At 53.2% G+C, this 20,904-nt stretch carries 19 protein-coding genes; 12 read left to right on the forward strand and 7 right to left on the reverse strand.

All coding sequences use genetic code 11. From position 1 onward, the window contains the following. Positions 1–284: 284 nt before the first annotated feature. Positions 285–830, reverse strand: a complete 546-nt coding sequence (gene syd, locus EOS97_RS04105; RefSeq protein ID WP_000343990.1) for a SecY-interacting protein — start codon at positions 828–830, stop codon at positions 285–287. Between the two features lie 68 nt (positions 831–898). Between syd and queF the strand changes: the two genes are divergently transcribed. From queF to xni, 5 genes are all read left to right on the forward strand, one after another. Then, positions 899–1,747, forward strand: coding sequence for an NADPH-dependent 7-cyano-7-deazaguanine reductase QueF (gene queF, locus EOS97_RS04110; protein ID WP_000100458.1), 849 nt, complete (start codon positions 899–901; stop codon positions 1,745–1,747). 112 nt (positions 1,748–1,859) lie between these two features. Further along, entirely contained in the window at positions 1,860–3,224 is a 1,365-nt protein-coding gene (gene ppnN / locus EOS97_RS04115) for a nucleotide 5'-monophosphate nucleosidase PpnN (protein WP_000627973.1), read from the forward strand. 564 nt (positions 3,225–3,788) lie between these two features. After that, positions 3,789–5,078: an HAAAP family serine/threonine permease SdaC gene (gene sdaC, locus EOS97_RS04120; RefSeq protein ID WP_000450462.1), complete on the forward strand. Its 1,290-nt coding sequence runs from the start codon at positions 3,789–3,791 to the stop codon at positions 5,076–5,078. Between the two features lie 58 nt (positions 5,079–5,136). Continuing rightward, on the forward strand, positions 5,137–6,504 hold the full coding sequence (locus EOS97_RS04125) for an L-serine ammonia-lyase (protein WP_000626389.1): 1,368 nt from the start codon (positions 5,137–5,139) through the stop codon (positions 6,502–6,504). Positions 6,505–6,673: 169 nt separating this feature from the next. After that, a complete protein-coding gene (gene xni, locus EOS97_RS04135; RefSeq protein ID WP_001519360.1) occupies positions 6,674–7,429 on the forward strand; it encodes a flap endonuclease Xni in 756 nt (251 codons plus the stop codon). Between the two features lie 91 nt (positions 7,430–7,520). On the opposite strand, the gene fucO is transcribed toward xni, so the two are convergent. After that, positions 7,521–8,669, reverse strand: a complete 1,149-nt coding sequence (gene fucO, locus EOS97_RS04140; protein ID WP_000013564.1) for a lactaldehyde reductase — start codon at positions 8,667–8,669, stop codon at positions 7,521–7,523. Positions 8,670–8,685: 16 nt separating this feature from the next. Then, on the reverse strand, positions 8,686–9,333 hold the full coding sequence (gene fucA, locus EOS97_RS04145; protein ID WP_000440825.1) for an L-fuculose-phosphate aldolase: 648 nt from the start codon (positions 9,331–9,333) through the stop codon (positions 8,686–8,688). A 555-nt stretch (positions 9,334–9,888) separates the two neighbouring features. Here fucA and fucP point away from each other — a divergent pair. The 5 genes from fucP to fucR all read left to right on the forward strand — a co-directional run bounded on the left by fucP (position 9,889) and on the right by fucR (position 15,723). Further along, complete coding sequence (gene fucP / locus EOS97_RS04150; protein ID WP_000528622.1) at positions 9,889–11,205, forward strand: L-fucose:H+ symporter permease; 1,317 nt, start codon at positions 9,889–9,891, stop codon at positions 11,203–11,205. A gap of 31 nt (positions 11,206–11,236) precedes the next feature. Then, entirely contained in the window at positions 11,237–13,012 is a 1,776-nt protein-coding gene (gene fucI, locus EOS97_RS04155) for an L-fucose isomerase (protein WP_000724126.1), read from the forward strand. A 100-nt stretch (positions 13,013–13,112) separates the two neighbouring features. After that, the gene (gene fucK / locus EOS97_RS04160; RefSeq protein ID WP_000806781.1) at positions 13,113–14,531 is read left to right on the forward strand and encodes an L-fuculokinase; all 1,419 of its coding nucleotides are present in this window, start codon (positions 13,113–13,115) and stop codon (positions 14,529–14,531) included. 1 nt (position 14,532) lies between these two features. Then, entirely contained in the window at positions 14,533–14,955 is a 423-nt protein-coding gene (gene fucU, locus EOS97_RS04165) for an L-fucose mutarotase (protein WP_000920848.1), read from the forward strand. A 57-nt stretch (positions 14,956–15,012) separates the two neighbouring features. Beyond that, positions 15,013–15,723 carry an L-fucose operon activator gene (fucR, locus tag EOS97_RS04170; RefSeq protein WP_000642330.1) on the forward strand — a complete coding sequence of 237 codons (711 nt, stop codon included), beginning with the start codon at positions 15,013–15,015 and terminating at the stop codon, positions 15,721–15,723. Between the two features lie 58 nt (positions 15,724–15,781). On the opposite strand, the gene rlmM is transcribed toward fucR, so the two are convergent. The 4 genes from rlmM to EOS97_RS04190 form a co-directional block, all read right to left on the reverse strand. Beyond that, a complete protein-coding gene (gene rlmM, locus EOS97_RS04175; RefSeq protein WP_001045497.1) occupies positions 15,782–16,882 on the reverse strand; it encodes a 23S rRNA (cytidine(2498)-2'-O)-methyltransferase RlmM in 1,101 nt (366 codons plus the stop codon). Next, entirely contained in the window at positions 16,875–17,270 is a 396-nt protein-coding gene (locus EOS97_RS04180; protein WP_000203913.1) for a DUF423 domain-containing protein, read from the reverse strand. The genes rlmM and EOS97_RS04180 overlap by 8 nt, the downstream gene beginning before the upstream one ends. Before the next feature lie 18 nt (positions 17,271–17,288). After that, the gene (gene gcvA, locus EOS97_RS04185; protein WP_000044409.1) at positions 17,289–18,206 is read right to left on the reverse strand and encodes a glycine cleavage system transcriptional regulator GcvA; all 918 of its coding nucleotides are present in this window, start codon (positions 18,204–18,206) and stop codon (positions 17,289–17,291) included. A gap of 346 nt (positions 18,207–18,552) precedes the next feature. Further along, on the reverse strand, positions 18,553–18,780 hold the full coding sequence (locus tag EOS97_RS04190) for a YgdI/YgdR family lipoprotein (protein ID WP_000750393.1): 228 nt from the start codon (positions 18,778–18,780) through the stop codon (positions 18,553–18,555). A gap of 192 nt (positions 18,781–18,972) precedes the next feature. On the opposite strand from EOS97_RS04190, the gene csdA reads away from it, so the two are divergent. Continuing rightward, positions 18,973–20,178 carry a cysteine desulfurase CsdA gene (gene csdA / locus EOS97_RS04195; protein WP_000991053.1) on the forward strand — a complete coding sequence of 402 codons (1,206 nt, stop codon included), beginning with the start codon at positions 18,973–18,975 and terminating at the stop codon, positions 20,176–20,178. Further along, positions 20,178–20,621 carry a cysteine desulfurase sulfur acceptor subunit CsdE gene (gene csdE / locus EOS97_RS04200; protein WP_000184191.1) on the forward strand — a complete coding sequence of 148 codons (444 nt, stop codon included), beginning with the start codon at positions 20,178–20,180 and terminating at the stop codon, positions 20,619–20,621. The genes csdA and csdE overlap by 1 nt, the downstream gene beginning before the upstream one ends. Positions 20,622–20,904 lie beyond the last annotated feature (283 nt).

Genomic DNA, 20,904 nt, shown 5'->3' on the forward strand with positions numbered 1-20,904 from the left:
TTGTAACACCATCCTGGCGTGTCCTGCTGAAGCGTCATCATCCTGACGTTCGCTTCGTTGTACGACTCCCTGTCGACGAAGATAGAATCGCCTGTTTCACCTTGTCTTACAAGACGCTTACAGACAATACCTTAAGTAAATTTTCATATGAAAGTGCGCAAAAACATTTTAATTAGTTGTTTTATATAGACTTACATAAGAAAACGGGGCTCAGTATCCGCTGATATCCTGGCGATCTCCTACAGACTTTGTAAGAGATCTCTCACACCCGTTAGGGCAAACGATTACAGAAGAGGATTAAGTTGCGTAAGGAATTCCGCAAGCGTTGCGGCAAGAACGGTACGATTACGGGTGCCCAGCGTTTCTTTAATCACCTCGCCGGACAGATTACAGACCGAAATGACCTCAAGCTCATTTTCCTGCGTCGCAATAAAAAGCGTGGGAGGAAGCTTGAGCCGCTTTTGCGTGACCAGGTGGCCTATCAGATTTTCCTGCACGCGCCGAAAGTCATCCTGACTCCAGGTTTGCAGTAGCGTAAGCTTTTCATCCGCAAACTGCGCGGGCATGTCGCCAGCAAACTGCGTGGTGTAAAACGCGTGGAGCGCAGGTTGTACCATAATATCAAAGGCGCGTTCAACCGCGTTTACATTTTCTTCGCCTTCAAAAGGCTGCGGCTGCCAGTAAACGGCATCGCGGGTTGAAGAAATAATGCACGGAGAAGGTACGCCATACAGTTCTTCGCTCAACGGCCAGCTACCGTGTTTTTCTTGCCACGCGTCGCAGTAACGCGTCGTAAAGGCTTTCAATGCCTGCGCTGTCAGTTCGTCCACCAGTTTCTCTCTTCATAAAAGCCAGGATACACTTGGCGCATAGTGTATCTGGTTTATGACGGTGAAACATGTCTTCTTATGAAAACCATCAGGCTCTTGATGGCCTGACTCTCGGAAAATCAACGGATTACCGGGACAATTATGACGCCAGCCTGCTGCAGGGCGTACCGCGCAGTTTGAATCGTGACCCGCTCGGATTAACAGCCGATAATTTGCCGTTCCACGGCGCGGATATCTGGACGTTGTATGAACTTTCCTGGCTTAACAGCCAGGGTCTTCCGCAGGTCGCCGTCGGGCATGTCGAACTGGATTACACCAGCGTTAATTTAATCGAATCCAAAAGTTTTAAACTGTATCTGAACAGCTTTAACCAGACGCGCTTTGACACCTGGGAGACGGTGCGCCAGACGCTGGAGCGCGATCTGCGCGCCTGCGCGCAGGGCAACGTTAGCGTGAAGCTTCATCGTCTTGATGAGCTGGAAGGACAGCCTGTCACCCATTTCCACGGCGCCTGTATTGACGATCAGGATATCAGTATCGACAACTACCAGTTTACTACCGACTATCTGCAACATGCGGTCAGCGGCGAGAAGCAAGTAGAGGAGACGCTGGTCAGTCATCTGTTGAAATCCAACTGCCTGATCACCCACCAACCGGACTGGGGCTCGATACAAATTCAGTATCGCGGGCGCAAAATCGACAGGGAAAAACTGCTGCGTTATCTGGTCTCCTTCCGTCACCATAATGAATTTCACGAGCAGTGCGTAGAGCGTATTTTTAATGACATTCTGCGCTTCTGCCAGCCGGAAACGTTAAGCGTTTATGCGCGCTATACTCGCCGCGGCGGGCTGGACATTAATCCCTGGCGCAGCAATACCGATTTCGTGCCCGCCACGGGCAGGCTGGCGCGACAGTAATTTTTTTGTCAATTTTGCGTGCCGGATTGCGCATGTAAGGTTGTGAAAGGTCATCAGCCAGGGCTATTGTAATCAACAGGGAATGGCGTGTTGCGTCCCATAAGGAGTTTACTTGATTACACATATTAGCCCGCTTGGCTCAATGGATATGTTGTCGCAACTGGAAGTGGACATGCTGAAACGCACGGCCAGTAGCGACCTGTATCAACTGTTTCGTAACTGTTCACTTGCCGTTCTTAACTCCGGCAGCCTGACCGACAACAGCAAAGAGCTGCTGTCCCGCTTTGAAAATTTCGATATTAACGTACTGCGCCGCGAGCGCGGCGTGAAGCTGGAATTGATTAATCCGCCTGAAGACGCCTTTGTTGACGGGCGGATTATTCGTGCGCTACAGGCTAACCTGTTCGCAGTGCTGCGCGACATTCTCTTTGTGAATGGACAGATCCACAATGCTGGTCGTTTCCAGCATCTGGATCTTGAAAGCTCAACACATATCACCAATCTGGTGTTCTCCATTTTGCGCAACGCCCGGGCGCTGCACGTCGGCGAAGCGCCAAACATGGTGGTATGCTGGGGCGGCCACTCAATTAACGAAAACGAGTACCTGTATGCCCGTCGCGTCGGCACGCAGTTGGGATTGCGCGAGCTGAACATCTGCACCGGCTGCGGCCCTGGGGCGATGGAAGCCCCCATGAAGGGAGCGGCGGTCGGTCACGCGCAGCAGCGCTATAAAGACAGCCGCTTTATCGGCATGACTGAGCCTTCCATTATTGCGGCTGAACCGCCTAACCCGCTGGTGAACGAACTGATCATCATGCCGGATATCGAAAAACGCCTGGAAGCGTTCGTCCGTATCGCACACGGTATCATCATCTTCCCGGGCGGCGTGGGTACGGCGGAAGAGCTGCTTTATTTGCTGGGGATTCTGATGAATCCAGCCAATAAAAATCAGGTGCTGCCGCTGATCCTGACCGGACCAAAAGAGAGCGCCGATTACTTCCGCGTGCTGGATGAGTTTATTACCCATACGCTGGGCGAAGCGGCCCGCCGTCATTACCGCATCATCATTGACGATGCGGCGGAGGTAGCGCGGCTGATGAAGAAAGCGATGCCGCAAGTGAAAGAGAATCGCCGCGATACCGGCGACGCCTATAGTTTTAACTGGTCGATGCGTATTGCACCGGATCTGCAGGTGCCGTTTGAGCCGTCGCATGAGAATATGGCCAACCTGAAACTGTACCCGGATCAGCCGGTTGAGATTCTGGCGGCGGATCTGCGGCGCGCCTTCTCCGGTATTGTCGCGGGGAACGTGAAGGAGGTCGGGATACGCGCCATTGAAGCTAATGGTCCGTATAAAATCCACGGCGATCGAGAGATGATGCGTCGCATGGACGATCTGCTGCAGGGATTCGTCGCGCAGCATCGTATGAAATTGCCGGGTTCCGCCTACATCCCCTGTTACGAGATCTGCGCTTAGCGCTTATGCCCGGTTGCCGCCAGCAGCCGGGCGCTTCTCCCATTCCTTTCATTGCGGTATGGCGATTAACGTATGCCTTCATTTTTTATGATGATCATCAGAGGCATAGCCCGCATTGTTTTATAAACACCATTTATAATTCATCATAAATAGATTGCCAGGCAAACGTTTACCTGACTCCTCTTACCGTGATTTATCGGTTCAAACTCTCATTCTTCGCAAGAATCCACTAAAAACCTTGATTTTTATAGTCAAACCTCCGTATCTTGCGCCCTAATCTTTCCGGCCTTATATCGTTAATGGTAGCCTTCGCGCCCGGAAATTCGTTATGACGTTTTTTTAATAGATTAATGGTCCAAATTTATCCATGTAAGAAGCGGATTATTGCATTTGAGATCGGGATCACTGATAGATTCATCACTTAAATGTATCTTTCCGCCCGAAAATTATTACGGCGAAAAATTATATAAAAAGCGTCCCTAAGCAGATTTCATTTTATGATCAGGTCTTTTTTCATTGGATTAGACCAGCAACCTGATTTTTAGCATCCTCCAGGAGAAATAGATGGAAACCACTCAGACCAGCACTATTGCTTCGATTGACTCTCGAAGCGCATGGCGCAAAACGGATACCATGTGGATGCTGGGCCTTTACGGCACGGCTATCGGCGCGGGCGTTCTGTTCCTGCCGATCAACGCAGGCGTCGGCGGCATGATTCCGCTCATCATCATGGCGATTCTCGCTTTCCCGATGACCTTTTTCGCACACCGTGGTTTAACCCGCTTCGTGCTGTCCGGTAAAAATCCGGGTGAAGACATCACTGAAGTCGTTGAGGAACACTTCGGTATCGGCGCAGGTAAACTGATTACCCTGCTTTACTTCTTCGCGATTTACCCCATCCTGCTGGTTTACAGCGTGGCGATTACTAATACCGTGGAAAGCTTCCTGACTCACCAGTTAGCGATTAATCCGCCGCCGCGGGCGATTCTTTCCCTGATCCTGATTGTTGGCATGATGACCATCGTGCGCTTCGGCGAGCAAATGATCGTTAAGGCGATGAGTATCCTGGTATTCCCGTTCGTCGCTGCGCTGATGCTGCTGGCCTTGTACCTGATCCCGCAGTGGAACGGCGCGGCGCTGGAAACGCTGTCCTTTGATTCCGCCGCGTCTACCGGTAACGGTCTGTGGATGACGCTGTGGCTGGCGATTCCGGTGATGGTTTTCTCTTTCAACCACTCCCCGATCATCTCCTCCTTCGCGGTTGCGAAGCGTGAAGAGTACGGTGAAGGCGCAGAGAAGAAATGTTCTAAAATTTTGGCCTTCGCCCACATCATGATGGTGCTAACCGTGATGTTCTTCGTCTTCAGCTGCGTGCTGAGCCTGACGCCGGCAGATCTGGCAGCGGCAAAAGAGCAGAACATCTCTATTCTGTCTTACCTGGCGAACCACTTTAACGCGCCGATCATCGCCTGGATGGCGCCGATCATTGCGATGATTGCTATCACCAAATCCTTCCTCGGCCACTACCTGGGCGCGCGTGAAGGCTTTAACGGGATGGTGATTAAATCGCTGCGTGGTAAAGGTAAATCCATCGAAATCAACAAACTGAATAAAATTACCGCGCTGTTCATGCTGGTCACCACCTGGATTGTGGCGACGCTGAACCCCAGCATCCTGGGCATGATTGAAACCCTGGGCGGCCCGATCATCGCGATGATTCTGTTCCTGATGCCGATGTATGCCATCCAGAAAGTACCGGCAATGCGTAAGTACAGCGGTCATATCAGCAACGTATTCGTTGTGATTATGGGCCTGATTGCCATCTCCGCTATTTTCTACTCACTGTTCAGCTAAGTCCTTTAGCGCCGCTTACCGCGGCGCTTCTCTATGATACAACCGCAATGGATGCCCTATGATTAGCGTATTCGATATTTTTAAAATCGGCATTGGCCCTTCCAGTTCTCACACCGTCGGACCAATGAAAGCAGGCAAGCAGTTCACGGACGATCTGATTGCCCGCCATATCCTTACAGATGTCACCCGCGTCGTGGTGGATGTCTACGGCTCTCTGTCATTGACGGGCAAAGGCCACCACACTGATATCGCCATTATTATGGGCCTGGCGGGGAATCTGCCGGACACCGTCGATATCGACGCCATTCCGTCCTTTATCCAGGATGTGAACACCCATGGGCGTTTACTACTGGCCAATGGGCAGCATGAAGTCGAATTTCCGGTCGATAAATGCATGAATTTCCACGCCGACAACCTGTCTCTGCATGAAAACGGGATGCGTATTACCGCGCTGGCGGGCAATAAGGTGCTCTACAGCCAAACCTACTACTCCATTGGCGGCGGCTTTATCGTCGATGAAGAGCACTTTGGTTTGACGAATAGCGAACCTGTTAACGTACCGTACCCTTACAAAACCGCCGCGGATTTACAGCGCCATTGCCAGGAGACGGGTCTGTCGCTCTCCGGTCTGATGATGCAAAACGAACTGGCCCTGCACAGTAAAGAAGCGCTGGAGCAGCACTTCGCCAGGGTCTGGGAGGTAATGCGCAGCGGTATCGAGCGCGGTATCACCACCGAGGGCGTATTGCCGGGCAAACTGCGCGTTCCGCGTCGCGCGGCGGCGCTGCGTCGGGTGCTGGTCAGTCAGGATAAGACCACCACCGATCCGATGGCGGTCGTCGACTGGATCAATATGTTCGCGCTGGCGGTGAACGAAGAGAATGCCGCAGGCGGACGAGTAGTCACTGCGCCGACTAACGGCGCATGTGGTATTGTTCCGGCGGTGCTGGCGTACTATGACAAGTTTATCCGCGAAGTAAATGCTAACTCGCTTGCTCGCTATATGCTGGTCGCCAGTGCGATTGGCTCGCTGTATAAGATGAACGCCTCTATTTCCGGCGCCGAAGTGGGTTGTCAGGGAGAGGTCGGCGTGGCCTGTTCCATGGCGGCAGCGGGTCTGGCCGAGCTGCTGGGCGGTAGCCCGGCGCAGGTGTGCATCGCCGCAGAAATCGCCATGGAGCATAATCTGGGGTTAACTTGCGATCCGGTTGCCGGTCAGGTACAGGTTCCCTGCATTGAGCGTAACGCAATTGCTTCAGTCAAAGCGGTCAACGCCGCGCGTATGGCGCTGCGCCGTACCAGCGAACCGCGCGTATGCCTCGATAAAGTGATTGAGACCATGTACGAAACCGGTAAAGACATGAACGCTAAGTACCGCGAAACTTCGCGCGGGGGCCTGGCGATGAAGATCGTTACCTGCGATTAATTCTCAGCACATTTTAGGATCTGTAGGCCGGATAAGGCGCTCGCCGCCATCCGGCTTTGTTGCCTGATGGCGCTTCGCTTATCAGGCCTACGGATAGCGCTATTTCGCAATGCTCGCCTCCCCCCGCCGTGAATGTTACCCTACGCGCAGGTTTGTAAGGGAGAACACCGTGGCTGCTCATCTGCTTATCGTCGACGCGCTCAATTTGATTCGCCGTATTCACGCCGTTCAGGGATCGCCCTGTGTGGAAACCTGCCAACACGCGCTCGATCAATTGATTATCCACAGCCAGCCAACCCATGCCGTAGCGGTATTTGATGACGACGCGCGCAGCAGCGGCTGGCGTCATCAGCGTTTGCCGGACTACAAAGCAGGACGTCCGCCGATGCCTGACGATTTACATAATGAAATGCCCGCCCTACGCGCCGCGTTTGAACAGCGCGGCGTACGCTGTTGGGCATCAGACGGTAACGAAGCGGACGATCTGGCGGCGACGCTGGCGCTAAAAGTTACCGAAGCCGGACACCAGGCAACCATTGTGTCAACCGATAAAGGCTATTGCCAGTTGCTCTCTCCGGGATTGCGCATTCGCGACTACTTCCAGAAACGCTGGCTGGACGCGCCGTTTATTGAAAAAGAGTTTGGCGTACTTCCCCGGCAGTTGCCGGATTACTGGGGTCTGGCAGGAATCAGCAGTTCGAAAGTCCCCGGCGTTGCCGGTATCGGCCCCAAAAGCGCGACCCAGCTGTTGATTCAGTTTCAAAATCTGGAGGGAATTTACGCCCATCTGGACGAGGTGCCGGAAAAGTGGCGCAAAAAGCTTGAGACGCATAAAGAAATGGCATTTCTTTGCCGCGATATTGCACGTCTGCAAACCGATTTACATATCGACGGAAACTTACAGCAGCTACGGCTGGCGCGGTAGTTTTGTTGCCGGATGGCGGCGTGAACGCCTTATCCTGCCTACAGGACTGCACGAAATGTAGAGCGGATAAGCGCAGCGCCATCCGGCAAAATTACCAGGCGATATGATACAGTTCGACAATGTCCGCCAGACTCGCTTCACGCGGATTGCCGCCCGTACAGACATCATCGAACGCCGCCTGCGCCAGCGCCGGGATATCCTCTTTTCGAACGCCGACATCACGCAAATGCAGCGGAATTCCCACATCGCGATTTAGCGTAAATACGGCTTCCACTGCGGCATTACGCGCCTCTTCAAGACTCAATCCTTCTACCTTCACCCCCATCGCCCGGGCGATATCACGGAATTTCTCGTTGGTAGACCCGGCATTAAAACGCATCACATGCGGAAGCAAAATAGCATTCGCGACGCCATGCGGCGTGTTGTAAAACGCGCCCAGCGGATGCGCCATCCCATGCACCAGTCCCAGCCCCACATTGGAAAACCCCATCCCGGCAACGTATTGCCCCAGCGCCATCGCCTCACCGGCCTCTTTTTCTCCGGCTACGGCGCCGCGCAGCGCGCCAGCAATAATCTCAATGGCTTTGATATGTAAGGCATCCGTCAGCGCCCATGCGGCCCGGGTAATATAGCCTTCAATAGCATGGGTTAGCGCATCCACGCCCGTTGCCGCTTTCAGCGCGGGCGGCATACCGTCCATCATATCGGCATCGATAAATGCCGCCTGCGGAATATCATGCGGATCGACACAAACGAATTTGCGCCGTTTCTCTTCATCGGTAATCACATAATTGATAGTGACTTCCGCCGCGGTTCCCGCCGTTGTCGGGATCGCCATAATCGGCACGCTGGGTTTACGGGTCGGCGATAGCCCTTCCAGACTGCGCACATCGGCAAATTCCGGATTGTTACTGATAATACCGATCGCTTTGCAGGTATCCTGCGGAGAACCGCCGCCAATGGCGATGAGATAGTCCGCGCCGCTTTGGGTAAAGACCTTAAGCCCTTCCTGGACAACGGAAATCGTAGGATTAGGGATCACGCCCGCATAGATCTCCCACGCCAGCCCTGCGGCATCCATTCTGCTTGTCACTTTATCGACCACACCGCATTGCACCAGCGTTTTATCGGTAACAATCAGCGCTTTATGATAACCGCGGCGCGTCACCTCATCGGTTAATGCGTCCACCGCTCCCCGGCCAAACCATGCCGTTTCATTCAGAATCATTCTGTTCGCCATCGCCTGTCTCCTGACATCACTCTTCAATACGTAACCCGTAAGTTTTAAATTTCTCCAGTACGATAGCGATCGCCTCGTCATCCAGTACCGGTACCGGATCGACAATGGCCAGCGTACTTAAATAGAGCTGCGCCAGCACTTCCACTTCATGCGCCAGCCACAACGCTTTGTCTAAATTTTCTTCACAAGCGATAAGCCCGTGATGCTGTAACAGCGTCGCTTTACGATTTTTAAGCGCCACGGCAACATGGTCAGAAAGTTCGCGGGTGCCAAAAGTGGCGTAGGGCGCGCAGGGAATAGAGTTTCCTCCTGCGGCGGCAATCATGTAGTGAATCGCCGGAATCGGGCGATTCAGGATCGAGACTGCCGTACAATGGACAGCGTGGTTATGTACCACGGCATTGGCGTCAGGGCGCGTCTGGTATGCCGCCATATGAAAACGCCACTCGCTGGAAGGCAGCTTGCCCTGCTCATGCTGACCGTCTGCATCAATAAAGACAATGTGCGCCTCTGTCAGCTTCTCGTAGGGGATCCCCGTCGGCGTAATCAGCATTCCGCCCTGATAACGTACGCTCACGTTACCTGCCGTCCCCTGATTTAACCCTAACCGCGTCATTTCCAGACAGGTATCAATAATCTGCCGCGCCAGTCTATTTCGTTCCATTATTTACCTCTCTCTGTGATTCAAAATGAGACAACAAAACCGCCTTTCGCATCGCGCTGCTGTCCTGTTGAAATAATCGAATAGTTAGCAACTATCATCATACTGAATAAAGAGAAGGGAATTTAAATAACGATATTTTGTGATTCACATCAATTAATTCGCCACGATAAACCAGACGACTACCGTTTCTCTCGCCGATAAATGCCCGCTCTTAATAATATTTTTTAAAACGGGCAAAAATGAAGAATAAGTTACTACTGCCCGTTTTCGTGGCAATAATTTAATTCGGGCATTCAGTCTGTGGTTTTTTAAATTAAACATCTCAAACGGTCATTTTTTTATGGAAATTAAAGTGATGATAATCACAGAACGCTCTGCTCTCAGGTATAAATGTGACCGCCATCATATTAAAAGGCCTTTTTTATTTGAAAATGAATCCATGAGTTCATTCCGGACGCCAATTTATTACCGGAAAGAAAAGCGAACTCACCTAATTTTACGGTCTGGTGACCAGAACCGACCGCACGCAAAAGCTTCTGAACCGATGAGGATGCTATGGGAAACACAACAATACAAACGCAGAGTTTTCGTGCTGTGGATGCAGAGCAAAGCAAGAGCAAGCGCTACATTATTCCATTCGCCTTACTTTGCTCGCTATTTTTTCTGTGGGCCGTCGCCAATAATCTGAATGACATTTTATTACCGCAGTTTCAACAAGCTTTTACGCTAACTAACTTTCAGGCTGGGCTTATTCAGTCAGCCTTTTATTTCGGTTATTTCGTCATTCCAATTCCTGCTGGGATTTTGATGAAAAAACTCAGTTATAAAGCAGGGATTATCACCGGGCTTTTTTTGTATGCTGTTGGCGCCGCATTATTCTGGCCTGCCGCCGAGATAATGAATTACACATTGTTTTTAATTGGCCTGTTTATCATCGCCGCCGGTTTAGGTTGCCTTGAAACTGCAGCCAACCCTTTTGTTACGGTATTAGGTCCAGAAAGCGGCGGACATTTCCGGCTTAATCTGGCGCAAACTTTTAACTCCTTTGGCGCTATTATCGCCGTTGTGTTTGGGCAAAGCCTTATTTTGTCTAACGTGCCGCATCAATCGCAAGAAGCGCTTGATAAAATGACGCCGGATCAGCTTAGCGCCTATAAACACAGCCTGGTGTTATCGGTACAAACGCCATACATGATTATCGTCGCCATCGTATTAGTAGTTGCGCTGCTGATTATGCTGACCAAATTTCCGGCCCTGCAAAGTGACGATCATAGCGATGCTAAACAAAGCTCTTTCTTATCTTCTCTCTCCCGACTCATCCGTATCCGCCACTGGCGCTGGGCGGTGCTGGCGCAGTTCTGCTACGTGGGGGCGCAAACCGCCTGCTGGAGCTATCTGATCCGCTACGCCATTGAGGAGATCCCTGGAATGACGCCCGGTTTCGCCGCCAACTACCTGACCGGCACGATGGTGTGCTTCTTTATCGGCCGTTTCACCGGGACCTGGCTTATCAGCCGCTTCGCGCCGCATAAAGTACTGGCCGCCTACGCCCTGTTTGCCATGCTCCTGTGTCTGATTTCCGCCTTTAGCGGCGGACATATCGGCCTGCTGGCGCTGACGTTGTGTAGCGCATTTATGTCAATCCAGTACCCGACCATCTTCTCGCTGGGTATCAAAAATCTGGGACAGGACACCAAGTACGGCTCGTCTTTTATCGTCATGACCATCATTGGCGGCGGTATTGTTACGCCAGTAATGGGTTTCGTTAGCGACGCTGCAGGCAAAATCCCGACCGCCGAACTGGTTCCGGCATTGTGTTTTGCCGTCATCTTCATTTTTGCCCGTTTCCGTTCACAAGCGGCGACAAACTGAACATTTATCCGAATAACGTGAGGAATCTGTCATGAAAAAAATCAGCTTACCGAAAATCGGTATCCGCCCGGTGATTGATGGACGTCGTATGGGCGTACGCGAGTCGCTCGAAGAACAAACCATGAACATGGCGAAAGCGACGGCGGCGCTCATCACTGAGAAAATCCGCCACGCCTGCGGGGCTCAGGTGGAGTGCGTCATTGCGGATACCTGTATTGCCGGAATGGCGGAATCCGCCGCCTGTGAAGAAAAATTCAGCAGCCAGAACGTGGGCGTGACCATTACCGTTACGCCGTGTTGGTGCTATGGCAGCGAAACCATTGATATGGACCCGATGCGTCCGAAAGCCATCTGGGGCTTTAACGGCACAGAGCGTCCTGGGGCGGTTTACCTTGCCGCGGCGCTGGCGGCGCACAGCCAGAAAGGCATTCCGGCGTTCTCCATTTATGGCCATGACGTGCAGGATGCCGACGATACCTCCATTCCCGCCGACGTCGAAGAAAAACTGCTGCGTTTTGCGCGGGCAGGGTTAGCGGTTGCCAGTATGAAAGGCAAAAGCTACCTCTCCGTCGGCGGCGTGTCGATGGGGATCGCGGGTTCCATTGTCGATCATAACTTCTTTGAATCCTGGCTGGGCATGAAGGTGCAAGCGGTAGATATGACCGAACTGCGCCGCCGTATCGATCAAAAAATTTATGATGAGGCCGAACTGGAGATGGCGCTGGCGTGGGCGGATAAAAACTTCCGCTACGGCGAAGATCAGAACGCCTCGCAGTATAAGCGCAATGAAGCCCAGAACCGCGCGGTGCTAAAAGAGAGCCTGCTGATGGCGATGTGTATTCGCGATATGATGCAGGGCAACAAGACGCTGGCGGACAAAGGGTTAGTTGAAGAATCGCTGGGCTACAACGCCATTGCCGCCGGCTTCCAGGGCCAGCGCCACTGGACCGATCAATACCCGAACGGCGATACCGCCGAAGCGCTGCTCAATAGCTCTTTTGACTGGAATGGCGTACGCGAACCGTTTGTCGTCGCCACCGAAAATGACAGTCTGAACGGCGTAGCGATGCTGTTCGGCCATCAACTCACTGGTACAGCTCAGATATTCGCCGACGTGCGAACCTACTGGTCGCCGGAAGCCGTAGAACGCGTCACCGGCCAGGCGCTCAGCGGCCTGGCGGAACACGGCATTATTCACCTGATTAATTCCGGTTCTGCCGCTCTGGACGGTGCCTGTAAACAGCGCGACAGCGAAGGCAAGCCGACCATGAAACCACACTGGGAAATCAGCCAACAAGAGGCGGATGCGTGTCTGGCGGCTACCGAATGGTGCCCGGCGATTCACGAATACTTCCGCGGCGGCGGCTACTCATCCCGTTTCCTGACCGAAGGCGGCGTGCCATTCACCATGACCCGCGTGAATATCATCAAAGGCCTGGGACCAGTGCTGCAAATCGCCGAGGGCTGGAGCGTCGAACTGCCGAAAGCGATGCACGATCAGCTTGATGCCCGCACCAACTCTACCTGGCCTACCACCTGGTTTGCGCCGCGCCTTACCGGAAAAGGCCCGTTTACCGATGTCTATTCGGTGATGGCGAACTGGGGCGCTAACCACGGCGTACTCACCATCGGTCATGTAGGGGCGGACTTTATTACTCTCGCCGCGATGCTGCGTATCCCGGTATGTATGCACAACGTGGAGGAGGCGAAGATCTACCGTCCTTCCGCCTGGGCGGCTCACGGTATGGATATCGAAGGCCAGGATTATCGCGCCTGCCAGAATTATGGCCCGCTGTATAAACGTTAATGCGGCTTAGCCCGGTGGCGCAGGCTTACCGGGCCTACGGGCGCGCGAACCGTAGGCCGGATAAGCGTAGCGCCATCGGGCGGCGTTTATGGAGTTATCTATGAAACAAGACGTTATCCTGGTTCTCGACTGCGGTGCGACTAACGTTCGGGCGATCGCCGTTGATCGCCAGGGGAAAATTGTCGCCCGCGCCTCAACCGCTAACGCCAGCGACATTGCCGCAGAAAATAGCGCCTGGCATCAGTGGTCTCTGGACGCCATCCTGCAACGTTTCGCCGACTGCTGCAGGTCACTCTCCAGCGCCCTGTCGGAGTGTGTTGTTCGCGGTATTACGGTGACTACGTTCGGCGTCGATGGCGCGCTGGTCGATGCGCAGGGTAAGCTGCTCTACCCGGTCATCAGTTGGAAATGCCCGCGAACCGCCGCCGTGATGGAAACGATTGAGCGCTTTATCTCGCCCCGGCAATTGCAGACGCTCTCCGGCGTCGGCGCGTTCAGCTTTAACACGCTGTATAAACTGGTCTGGCTTAAAGAGAATCATCCGCGCCTGCTGGAACAAGCTCACTGCTGGCTGTTTATCTCGTCGCTGATTAACCACCGTCTGACCGGCGAGTTTACGACCGATATCACTATGGCAGGCACCAGCCAGCTACTGGATATCCATCAGCGCGACTTTAGTCCGGAAATCCTGCAAGCGACGGGCCTGGCGCGCCGCCTGTTCCCGCGTATCGTGGAAGCGGGCGCCCCGATAGGCACGCTACAGACAGACGCGGCCAGGCTACTCGGTCTCCCGGCGGGTGTGCCGGTGATCTCTGCCGGACACGATACTCAGTTCGCGTTATTCGGCGCTGGCGCGCAGCAAGGTGAACCGGTGCTCTCCTCCGGAACATGGGAGATTCTGATGGTGCGCAGCGGTCAGGTGGATACCTCGCTGCTCAGTCAGTATCCGGGCTCGACCTGTGAACTGGACAGTCAGTCGGGGCTTTATAACCCCGGAATGCAGTGGCTGGCCTCCGGCGTACTCGAATGGGTACGAAAACTGCTGTGGACGCCGGAAACGCCATGGCAAACGCTGATCGACGAAGCGCGCGCTATTCCCGCTGGCGCGGAAGGCGTGCGGATGCAGTGCGATCTACTCGCCTGCCAAAATGCAGGCTGGCAGGGCGTGACGCTCAATACCACCCGCGGCCATTTCTATCGCGCCGCGCTGGAAGGCCTGACGGCGCAACTGCAGCGTAATCTGCGCACGCTGGAGAAAATCGGTCATTTTAACGCCACAGAACTGTTACTGGTTGGCGGCGGCAGTCGCAACACTTTGTGGAATCAAATTAAAGCGAATCAGCTTGATATCCCTATCAAAGTGCTGGACGACGCGGAAACCACCGTGGCCGGCGCTGCCATGTTTGGCTGGTACGGCGTAGGCGAATTTAGTAGCCCGGAACAGGCGCGTGCGCAGGTCAATTATCAGTATCGCTATTTCTGGCCGCAAACCGAACCTGAAATTATTAAGGGAGTATGAAATGCTAAAAACCATTTCACCGTTAATTTCCCCGACACTGCTCAAAGTGCTGGCCGAGATGGGCCACGGGGACGAAATCATTTTTTCTGACGCTCACTTTCCCGCGCATAGCCTGGGCCCGCAGGTGATTCGCGCCGATGGTCTTAGCGTCAGCGATCTACTGCGGGCAATCATTCCGCTCTTTGAGCTGGATAGCTACGCCCCGCCGCTGGTGATGATGGCCGCCGTGGAAGGCGACACGCTCGATCCCAGCGTTGAAGCGCGCTATCGCGATGCCTTGTCATTAGAAGCGCCGTGCCCGGATATCGTTCGTATCGACCGCTATGCGTTTTATGAGCGGGCGCAAAAAGCGTTTGCGATCGTTATCACAGGTGAGTGCGCGAAGTACGGAAATATTCTTTTAAAAAAAGGGGTAACGCCGTAATCTCTTGCCGGTGCGCCCGCATGACGCGGGCGTTCATCGAATGATGGGGTGAGAAAAATGAAAGCGGCACGCCAACAAGCGATAGTCGATCTGCTGATCAATCATAAAAGTCTGACCACCGAAGCGCTGGCCACCCGGCTTAACGTCAGTAAAGAGACCATCCGCCGCGATCTCAGTGAACTACAGACGCAGGGAAAAGTGCTGCGTAATCACGGACGAGCTAAATATATTCATCGTGAAAATCAGGACAGCGGCGATCCATTCCATATCCGCCTGAAAAGCCATTATGCGCACAAAGCCGATATTGCCCGTGAAGCGTTAGCGTGGATAGAAGAAGGAATGACGATTGCGCTGGATGCCAGTTCAACCTGCTGGTATCTGGCCCGCCAGTTGCCGGATATTCCCATTCAGGTTTTTACCAATAGCCATCCTATCTGTCAGGAGCTGGGAAAACGCGAACGCATTGCGCTGATAAGTTCCGGCGGCCAGCTTGAACGTAAATATGGCTGTTATGTTAATCCGTCGCTTATCTCACAGCTAAAATCGCTTGATATCGATCTGTTCATCTTTTCCTGTGAGGGGATCGACGGCGGCGGCGATCTGTGGGACTCCAATGCGATCAACGCCGATTTTAAATCTATCCTGCTCAGGCGCGCCTCGCAGTCTTTATTATTGATTGATAAAAGTAAATTTAATCGTTCAGGAGAGGCGCGCATCGGCCATCTGGATGATGTGACGCATATTGTTTCAGATGCGCCGCAGTCATAGGCCAGATAAGCGTGCGCCATCCGGCGCTGATGACGCGCCGGATGACGGCAGCGCGTTTTTATCGCTCGTCGCGACGCCCGCCAACAGCCGCCCACAACCGACGCACGTGTACCGTCACTTCTTCGCGATCGTGATAAAGCTGACGCGCCTGGATCTGCGCATTAACGCCATGCTCATCCAACTGCGCCTGAAGATACGCCAGGTTATGCGACACCTCTTCATAGCGTTTTTTCATCGGCAGTTTAAGGTTAAAAATCGTCTCCCGACACCAGCCGTTCACCAGCCACTGCGCCATTAACGCGGTGACTTTGGCCGGCTTCTCCACCATATCGCAGACCATCCATGAAATATTATTCCGGTTCGGACGGTACCTGAAGCCATCCTCACGCAACCAGGTCACCTGTCCGGTGTCCATCAGGCTTTGCGCCATCGGGCCGTTATCTACGGAGTAGACCCACATATTGCGCTTCACTAACTGGTACGTCCATCCGCCGGGACAGGCGCCCAAATCCACCGCATACATGCCGTTCGCCAGACGTTCATCCCACTCATCTTCCGGGATGAAAACGTGGAGCGCCTCTTCCAGTTTCAGCGTTGAGCGGCTCGGCGCATCAGACGGAAACTTCAAACGCGGGATGCCCATATAAAACGGTGAATTGTTATGCGCGAGCGAATAACCGGTATAGCAGCATCCTGGCGCGATAAAAAAGACATGAACGACCGGACGCTTCGGCGTTTCATAATTCGTCAATACGCCCGCATCACGCAAAGCCGCGCGCAGCGGCACCGTAAATTTGCGGCAGAACTTCATCAGTTCTTTACTTTCATTGGTGTCGGCGACTTCAACCCGCAGCTCGCCGCCCTTTTCCACTACGCCCTGCAACATGCCGACAATCGGCGTAATTCTGTCTTCCGGCGGTAAATGTTGCAGCAGTTCACCCACCACAAACCACTGGCGGGCGAAAATCAGCGAACTGAACGGCAGTTCTGAAATCAGCTTTTCGCCATCTTCCGGCTGGTAGCATTCATAAATGACATAGCCTGCGTTCTCTTTTACGCGTGCAAAACCAAATATTTCCCGTTTTCCCGCTTTATCGGTAATTTCTGCAGCGCACTCTTTTTCAAACCCCGGACGGCAGAGCAAGACAACTTTATTCATGGCTCGCGCCCTTACGTTTCATACGAATGGCGCCAATCAGCAATAGCGCCCAGCCCACCAGGAAACTGACGCCGCCGACAGGCGTGATATACGCCCACAGGCGCAGATGCGAAAGCGCAAGGCAGTACAGGCTGCCGCTAAACAGCACCGTGCCCAGCGCCAGAAAAACGCTGCTCCAGTAAAACCAGATGCTGATACGGCGCTGCATCGCCACCGCCAGGCCAAAGATCGCCAGCGTATGGAACGCCTGATATTGCAGGCCGGTCTGAATCCAGCCCATTTCAACCACGCCCAGGGTTTTACTCAAAACATGCGCCCCGAACGCGCCCAGAGCAACGTAAATAAAACCGCTGATAGCGGCGACAATCAGCATAAAACGGCTGGTCATGGTCATACCCTAAGTTAATTATTGTTCGTAACGAAAACGGAATTTTTCTTGCTCCGTCGCCGCCTTCGCCAAAATCCACTGACGGAAGGCGGCTATTTTACCCAGTTCTGCCTGGCTGTCATGACAAACCAGATAAAAAGCATTCTTACTCACCAGAACATCGTTAAATGGACACACCAGTCGCCCGGCTTCAATTTCCGACTGCGCCATAACATTATTCGCCAGCGCGATCCCCTGTCCGTGAATAGCGGCCTGTAGCACCATCGCGCTGTGGCTAAATATCGGCCCTTGCTGAACGTTAATATGGTTGAGTCCTAACTGACGAGTGTAGGCCTGCCAGTCACGCCGGGAGGCATCGTGCAATAGCGTGTGTTTCGCCAGATCTTCCGGCGTTTTTAACGGTTTTTCGCCTGTGAGCAATAAAGGAGAACAGACGGGCAGTAAATATTCTGCGTATAATTTTTCGACGCGCAAGCCCGGCCAGTTTCCCCGGCCATAAAAAATCGCGACATCGACATCGTCTGCCAGTTTATCTTCCTGACGGTCAACGGCTTGTATCCGAACGTCAATTCCCGGATAAGCTGAGTTAAAGCTGGAGAGCCTGGGCACCAGCCACTGGATGGCAAAACTGGGCGGTAAACTCACCGTCAGCGCCCCTTTGGCACTGCGCGCCTGGAGCTTACGCGTTGCTTCCGTGAGCTGGGAAAATATCTCTTTAATGTCGAGAAAATAGCTTTGGCCTTCTTCCGTCAGCAGCAGCGAACGATTGCGGCGGCGGAACAGTTTTAGCCCCAAAAAATCCTCAAGTGACTTAATTTGGTGGCTTACTGCGGCCTGCGTCACAAAAAGTTCTTCCGCTGCTCGCGTAAAGCTCAAATGGCGCGCGGCAGCATCAAAAACGCGTAACGCATTTAAAGGAGGTAATCGTTTTGACATGGCCTCTGGACTTAATGTCGAATGAATTTAACAAATAGGTAACAACATGTAACCTATTAGTTTTTTTAATCTGAGACATTATAAATTGTCCGTTGAGGTTCTACCAGCAAATACCTATAGTGGCGGCACTTCCTGAGCCGGAACGAAAAGTTTTATCGGAATGCGTGTTCTGATGGGCTTTTGGCTTACGGTTGTGATGTTGTGTTGTTGTGTTTGCAATTGGTCTGCGATTCAGACCACGGTAGCGAGACTACCCTTTTTCACTTCCTGTACATTTACCCTGTCTGTCCATAGTGATTAATGTAGCACCGCCATATTGCGGTGCTTTTTTTTGTATAACAAACGGTTAGTTTTCCAGAGCCACCATCTCTTTCACGTCAGTACGATTGATCTGCTGTTTGTTGCCATTAGCGTCTTTATACGAAATCATACCGGTATCGTTATCGGTCTGGGGTTTACCGTCGGTCACAATGCTACGTCCATCATTGGTGTGCATAACGTAATTAGGACCGGAACAGGCGCTCAGGGCAAAAGTCAGCATACATGCAGAGATAATTGCGGCAGTCTTTTTCATCTTCTTCTCCTTAAAGCTGTTTGTGCTATTTAAAGCGGACTCCGTAACAGGCTTAAACATTCGCCTAACATTATTCAGCATAACCTCCTTTACATAATTCGCCAGGATATACAGACGATTCCGATGGTTAGGACAAACCTTGTATCAGCCGCGCTTTTACGCCACGATCGGTAAACTGAACCGAGGAATATCATGAACGCTTTTAATCCCACGCAGTTTCGCGCGCAGTTTCCCGCGCTAGCCGATGCGGGTGTTTATCTCGATAGCGCCGCCACGGCATTAAAGCCACAGGCAGTCATTGACGCCACGCACCAGTTTTATTGTTTGAGCGCCGGTAACGTTCATCGTAGCCAGTTTGCGCAGGCGCAGCGCCTGACGGCGCAATATGAAGCGGCCAGAGCAAAAGCGGCGCGACTGTTAAACGCGCCCGATGAAAAAAGTATCGTCTGGACACGCGGCACCACCGAAGCGATCAACATGGTGGCGCAGTGTTACGCCCGTCCTCGTCTGCGCCCCGGCGATGAAATTATCGTTAGCGTCGCCGAGCATCACGCCAACCTTGTGCCCTGGCTGATGGTGGCGCAACAAACCGGCGCGCAGGTCATAAAACTGCCGCTTAATGACCGGCGTCTTCCTGATGTTGAGCGTCTGCCGGAACTGATCACGTCGCGCAGCCGCATTCTGGCGCTGGGGCAAATGTCGAACGTAACGGGCGGCTGTCCGGATCTCGCAAGCGCTATCAGCGCCGCTCACGCAGCGGGAATGGTCGTGATGGTAGATGGCGCGCAAGGCGCGGTACACTTCCCGGCGGATGTTCAGCAGCTTGATATCGATTTTTATGCTTTTTCCGCTCACAAACTGTATGGCCCGACCGGTATCGGCGTGCTGTACGGTAAGCCGGAGCTTCTTGAGGCGATGTCGCCCTGGCTCGGCGGCGGCAAGATGATCCGTGACGTTAGCTTTGAAGGCTTCACCACTCAAAGCGCTCCCTGGAAGCTGGAAGCGGGAACGCCGAACGTCGCCGGGGTCATCGGCCTGAGCGCTGCGCTGGAATGGCTGTCCGATATCGATATTGAACAGGCCGAAAACTGGAGCCGGGGGCTGGCGACGCTGGCGGAAGACGCACTGGCGAAACGCCCGGGCTTTCGTTCGTTCCGCTGCCAGGACTCCAGCCTGCTGGCCTTTGATTTTGTCGGCGTGCACCACGGCGATATGGTGACGCTGCTGGCGGAATACGGTATTGCGCTCCGGGCCGGGCAACATTGCGCCCAGCCATTGCTGGCGGAACTTGGCGTCACAGGGACTCTGCGCGCCTCTTTTGCGCCGTATAATACCCAACATGATGTGGATGCGTTGGTTAACGCCGTTGACCGCGCGCTGGAACTGCTGGTGGATTAATGACAAACCCTCTTTATACCGAACACCCGTTCGGCACAACGGTAACGGAAGAGACGTTACGCGCTATCTTTCTCCCGCTGACCCAGTGGGAGGATAAATATCGTCAGTTGATTCTGTTAGGAAAACAGCTCCCCGCGCTGCCGGATGAATGCAAAGCGCAGGCGAAGGAGATAGCCGGCTGCGAGAACCGCGTCTGGCTGGGCTTTACCCGATCAGATAACGGAACGATGCACTTTTTCGGCGACAGTGAGGGGCGGATTGTCCGCGGCCTGCTGGCGGTATTGCTCACCGCGGTGGAAGGAAAAAACGCCGCCGAGTTGCAGGCTCGTTCACCGCTGGCGCTGTTTGATGAGCTGGGTTTACGCGCCCAGCTTAGCGCCTCACGCAGTCAGGGGCTGAACGCGCTGAGCGAAGCGATTGTTGCCGCAACGCATAAGCGTTGAAATAGCGTAAATATTCTGTCGCCTGACAGCGCCGTCCGCGGCGGTCAGGCGATGCAGATAAAATAATCCAGTCACTTTATTAGTTTCGGCGTCAGATTTCCCTGATAAACATTCTTTTGATTTTTATCAGCTATCACAATGAAATTACAATGTTAGAATCCATGTTAAAACGGCGTGAAGATTTTAGAGTAAATAAAGCCACTCGATGTAGCGTAGCAGGAGAACTGGAAAATTCATACGTATCGGGTGAAGTTATAACAGGATATGGATAAGTGGAAAAATA

This window comes from Salmonella sp. SSDFZ54, from assembly GCF_004010735.1.
GTDB lineage: Bacteria > Pseudomonadota > Gammaproteobacteria > Enterobacterales > Enterobacteriaceae > Salmonella > Salmonella enterica.

Coding starts and splice junctions, on each gene's coding strand:
- queF (WP_000100458.1), top strand. CDS start 899: ATGTCTTCTTATGAAAACCATCAGGCTCTTGATGGCCTGACTCTCGGA.
- sdaC (WP_000450462.1), top strand. CDS start 3,789: ATGGAAACCACTCAGACCAGCACTATTGCTTCGATTGACTCTCGAAGC.
- EOS97_RS04125 (WP_000626389.1), top strand. CDS start 5,137: ATGATTAGCGTATTCGATATTTTTAAAATCGGCATTGGCCCTTCCAGT.
- fucO (WP_000013564.1), bottom strand. CDS start 8,669: ATGGCGAACAGAATGATTCTGAATGAAACGGCATGGTTTGGCCGGGGA.
- fucA (WP_000440825.1), bottom strand. CDS start 9,333: ATGGAACGAAATAGACTGGCGCGGCAGATTATTGATACCTGTCTGGAA.
- fucP (WP_000528622.1), top strand. CDS start 9,889: ATGGGAAACACAACAATACAAACGCAGAGTTTTCGTGCTGTGGATGCA.
- fucI (WP_000724126.1), top strand. CDS start 11,237: ATGAAAAAAATCAGCTTACCGAAAATCGGTATCCGCCCGGTGATTGAT.
- fucK (WP_000806781.1), top strand. CDS start 13,113: ATGAAACAAGACGTTATCCTGGTTCTCGACTGCGGTGCGACTAACGTT.
- fucU (WP_000920848.1), top strand. CDS start 14,533: ATGCTAAAAACCATTTCACCGTTAATTTCCCCGACACTGCTCAAAGTG.
- fucR (WP_000642330.1), top strand. CDS start 15,013: ATGAAAGCGGCACGCCAACAAGCGATAGTCGATCTGCTGATCAATCAT.
- rlmM (WP_001045497.1), bottom strand. CDS start 16,882: ATGAATAAAGTTGTCTTGCTCTGCCGTCCGGGGTTTGAAAAAGAGTGC.
- EOS97_RS04180 (WP_000203913.1), bottom strand. CDS start 17,270: ATGACCAGCCGTTTTATGCTGATTGTCGCCGCTATCAGCGGTTTTATT.
- gcvA (WP_000044409.1), bottom strand. CDS start 18,206: ATGTCAAAACGATTACCTCCTTTAAATGCGTTACGCGTTTTTGATGCT.
- EOS97_RS04190 (WP_000750393.1), bottom strand. CDS start 18,780: ATGAAAAAGACTGCCGCAATTATCTCTGCATGTATGCTGACTTTTGCC.
- csdA (WP_000991053.1), top strand. CDS start 18,973: ATGAACGCTTTTAATCCCACGCAGTTTCGCGCGCAGTTTCCCGCGCTA.
- csdE (WP_000184191.1), top strand. CDS start 20,178: ATGACAAACCCTCTTTATACCGAACACCCGTTCGGCACAACGGTAACG.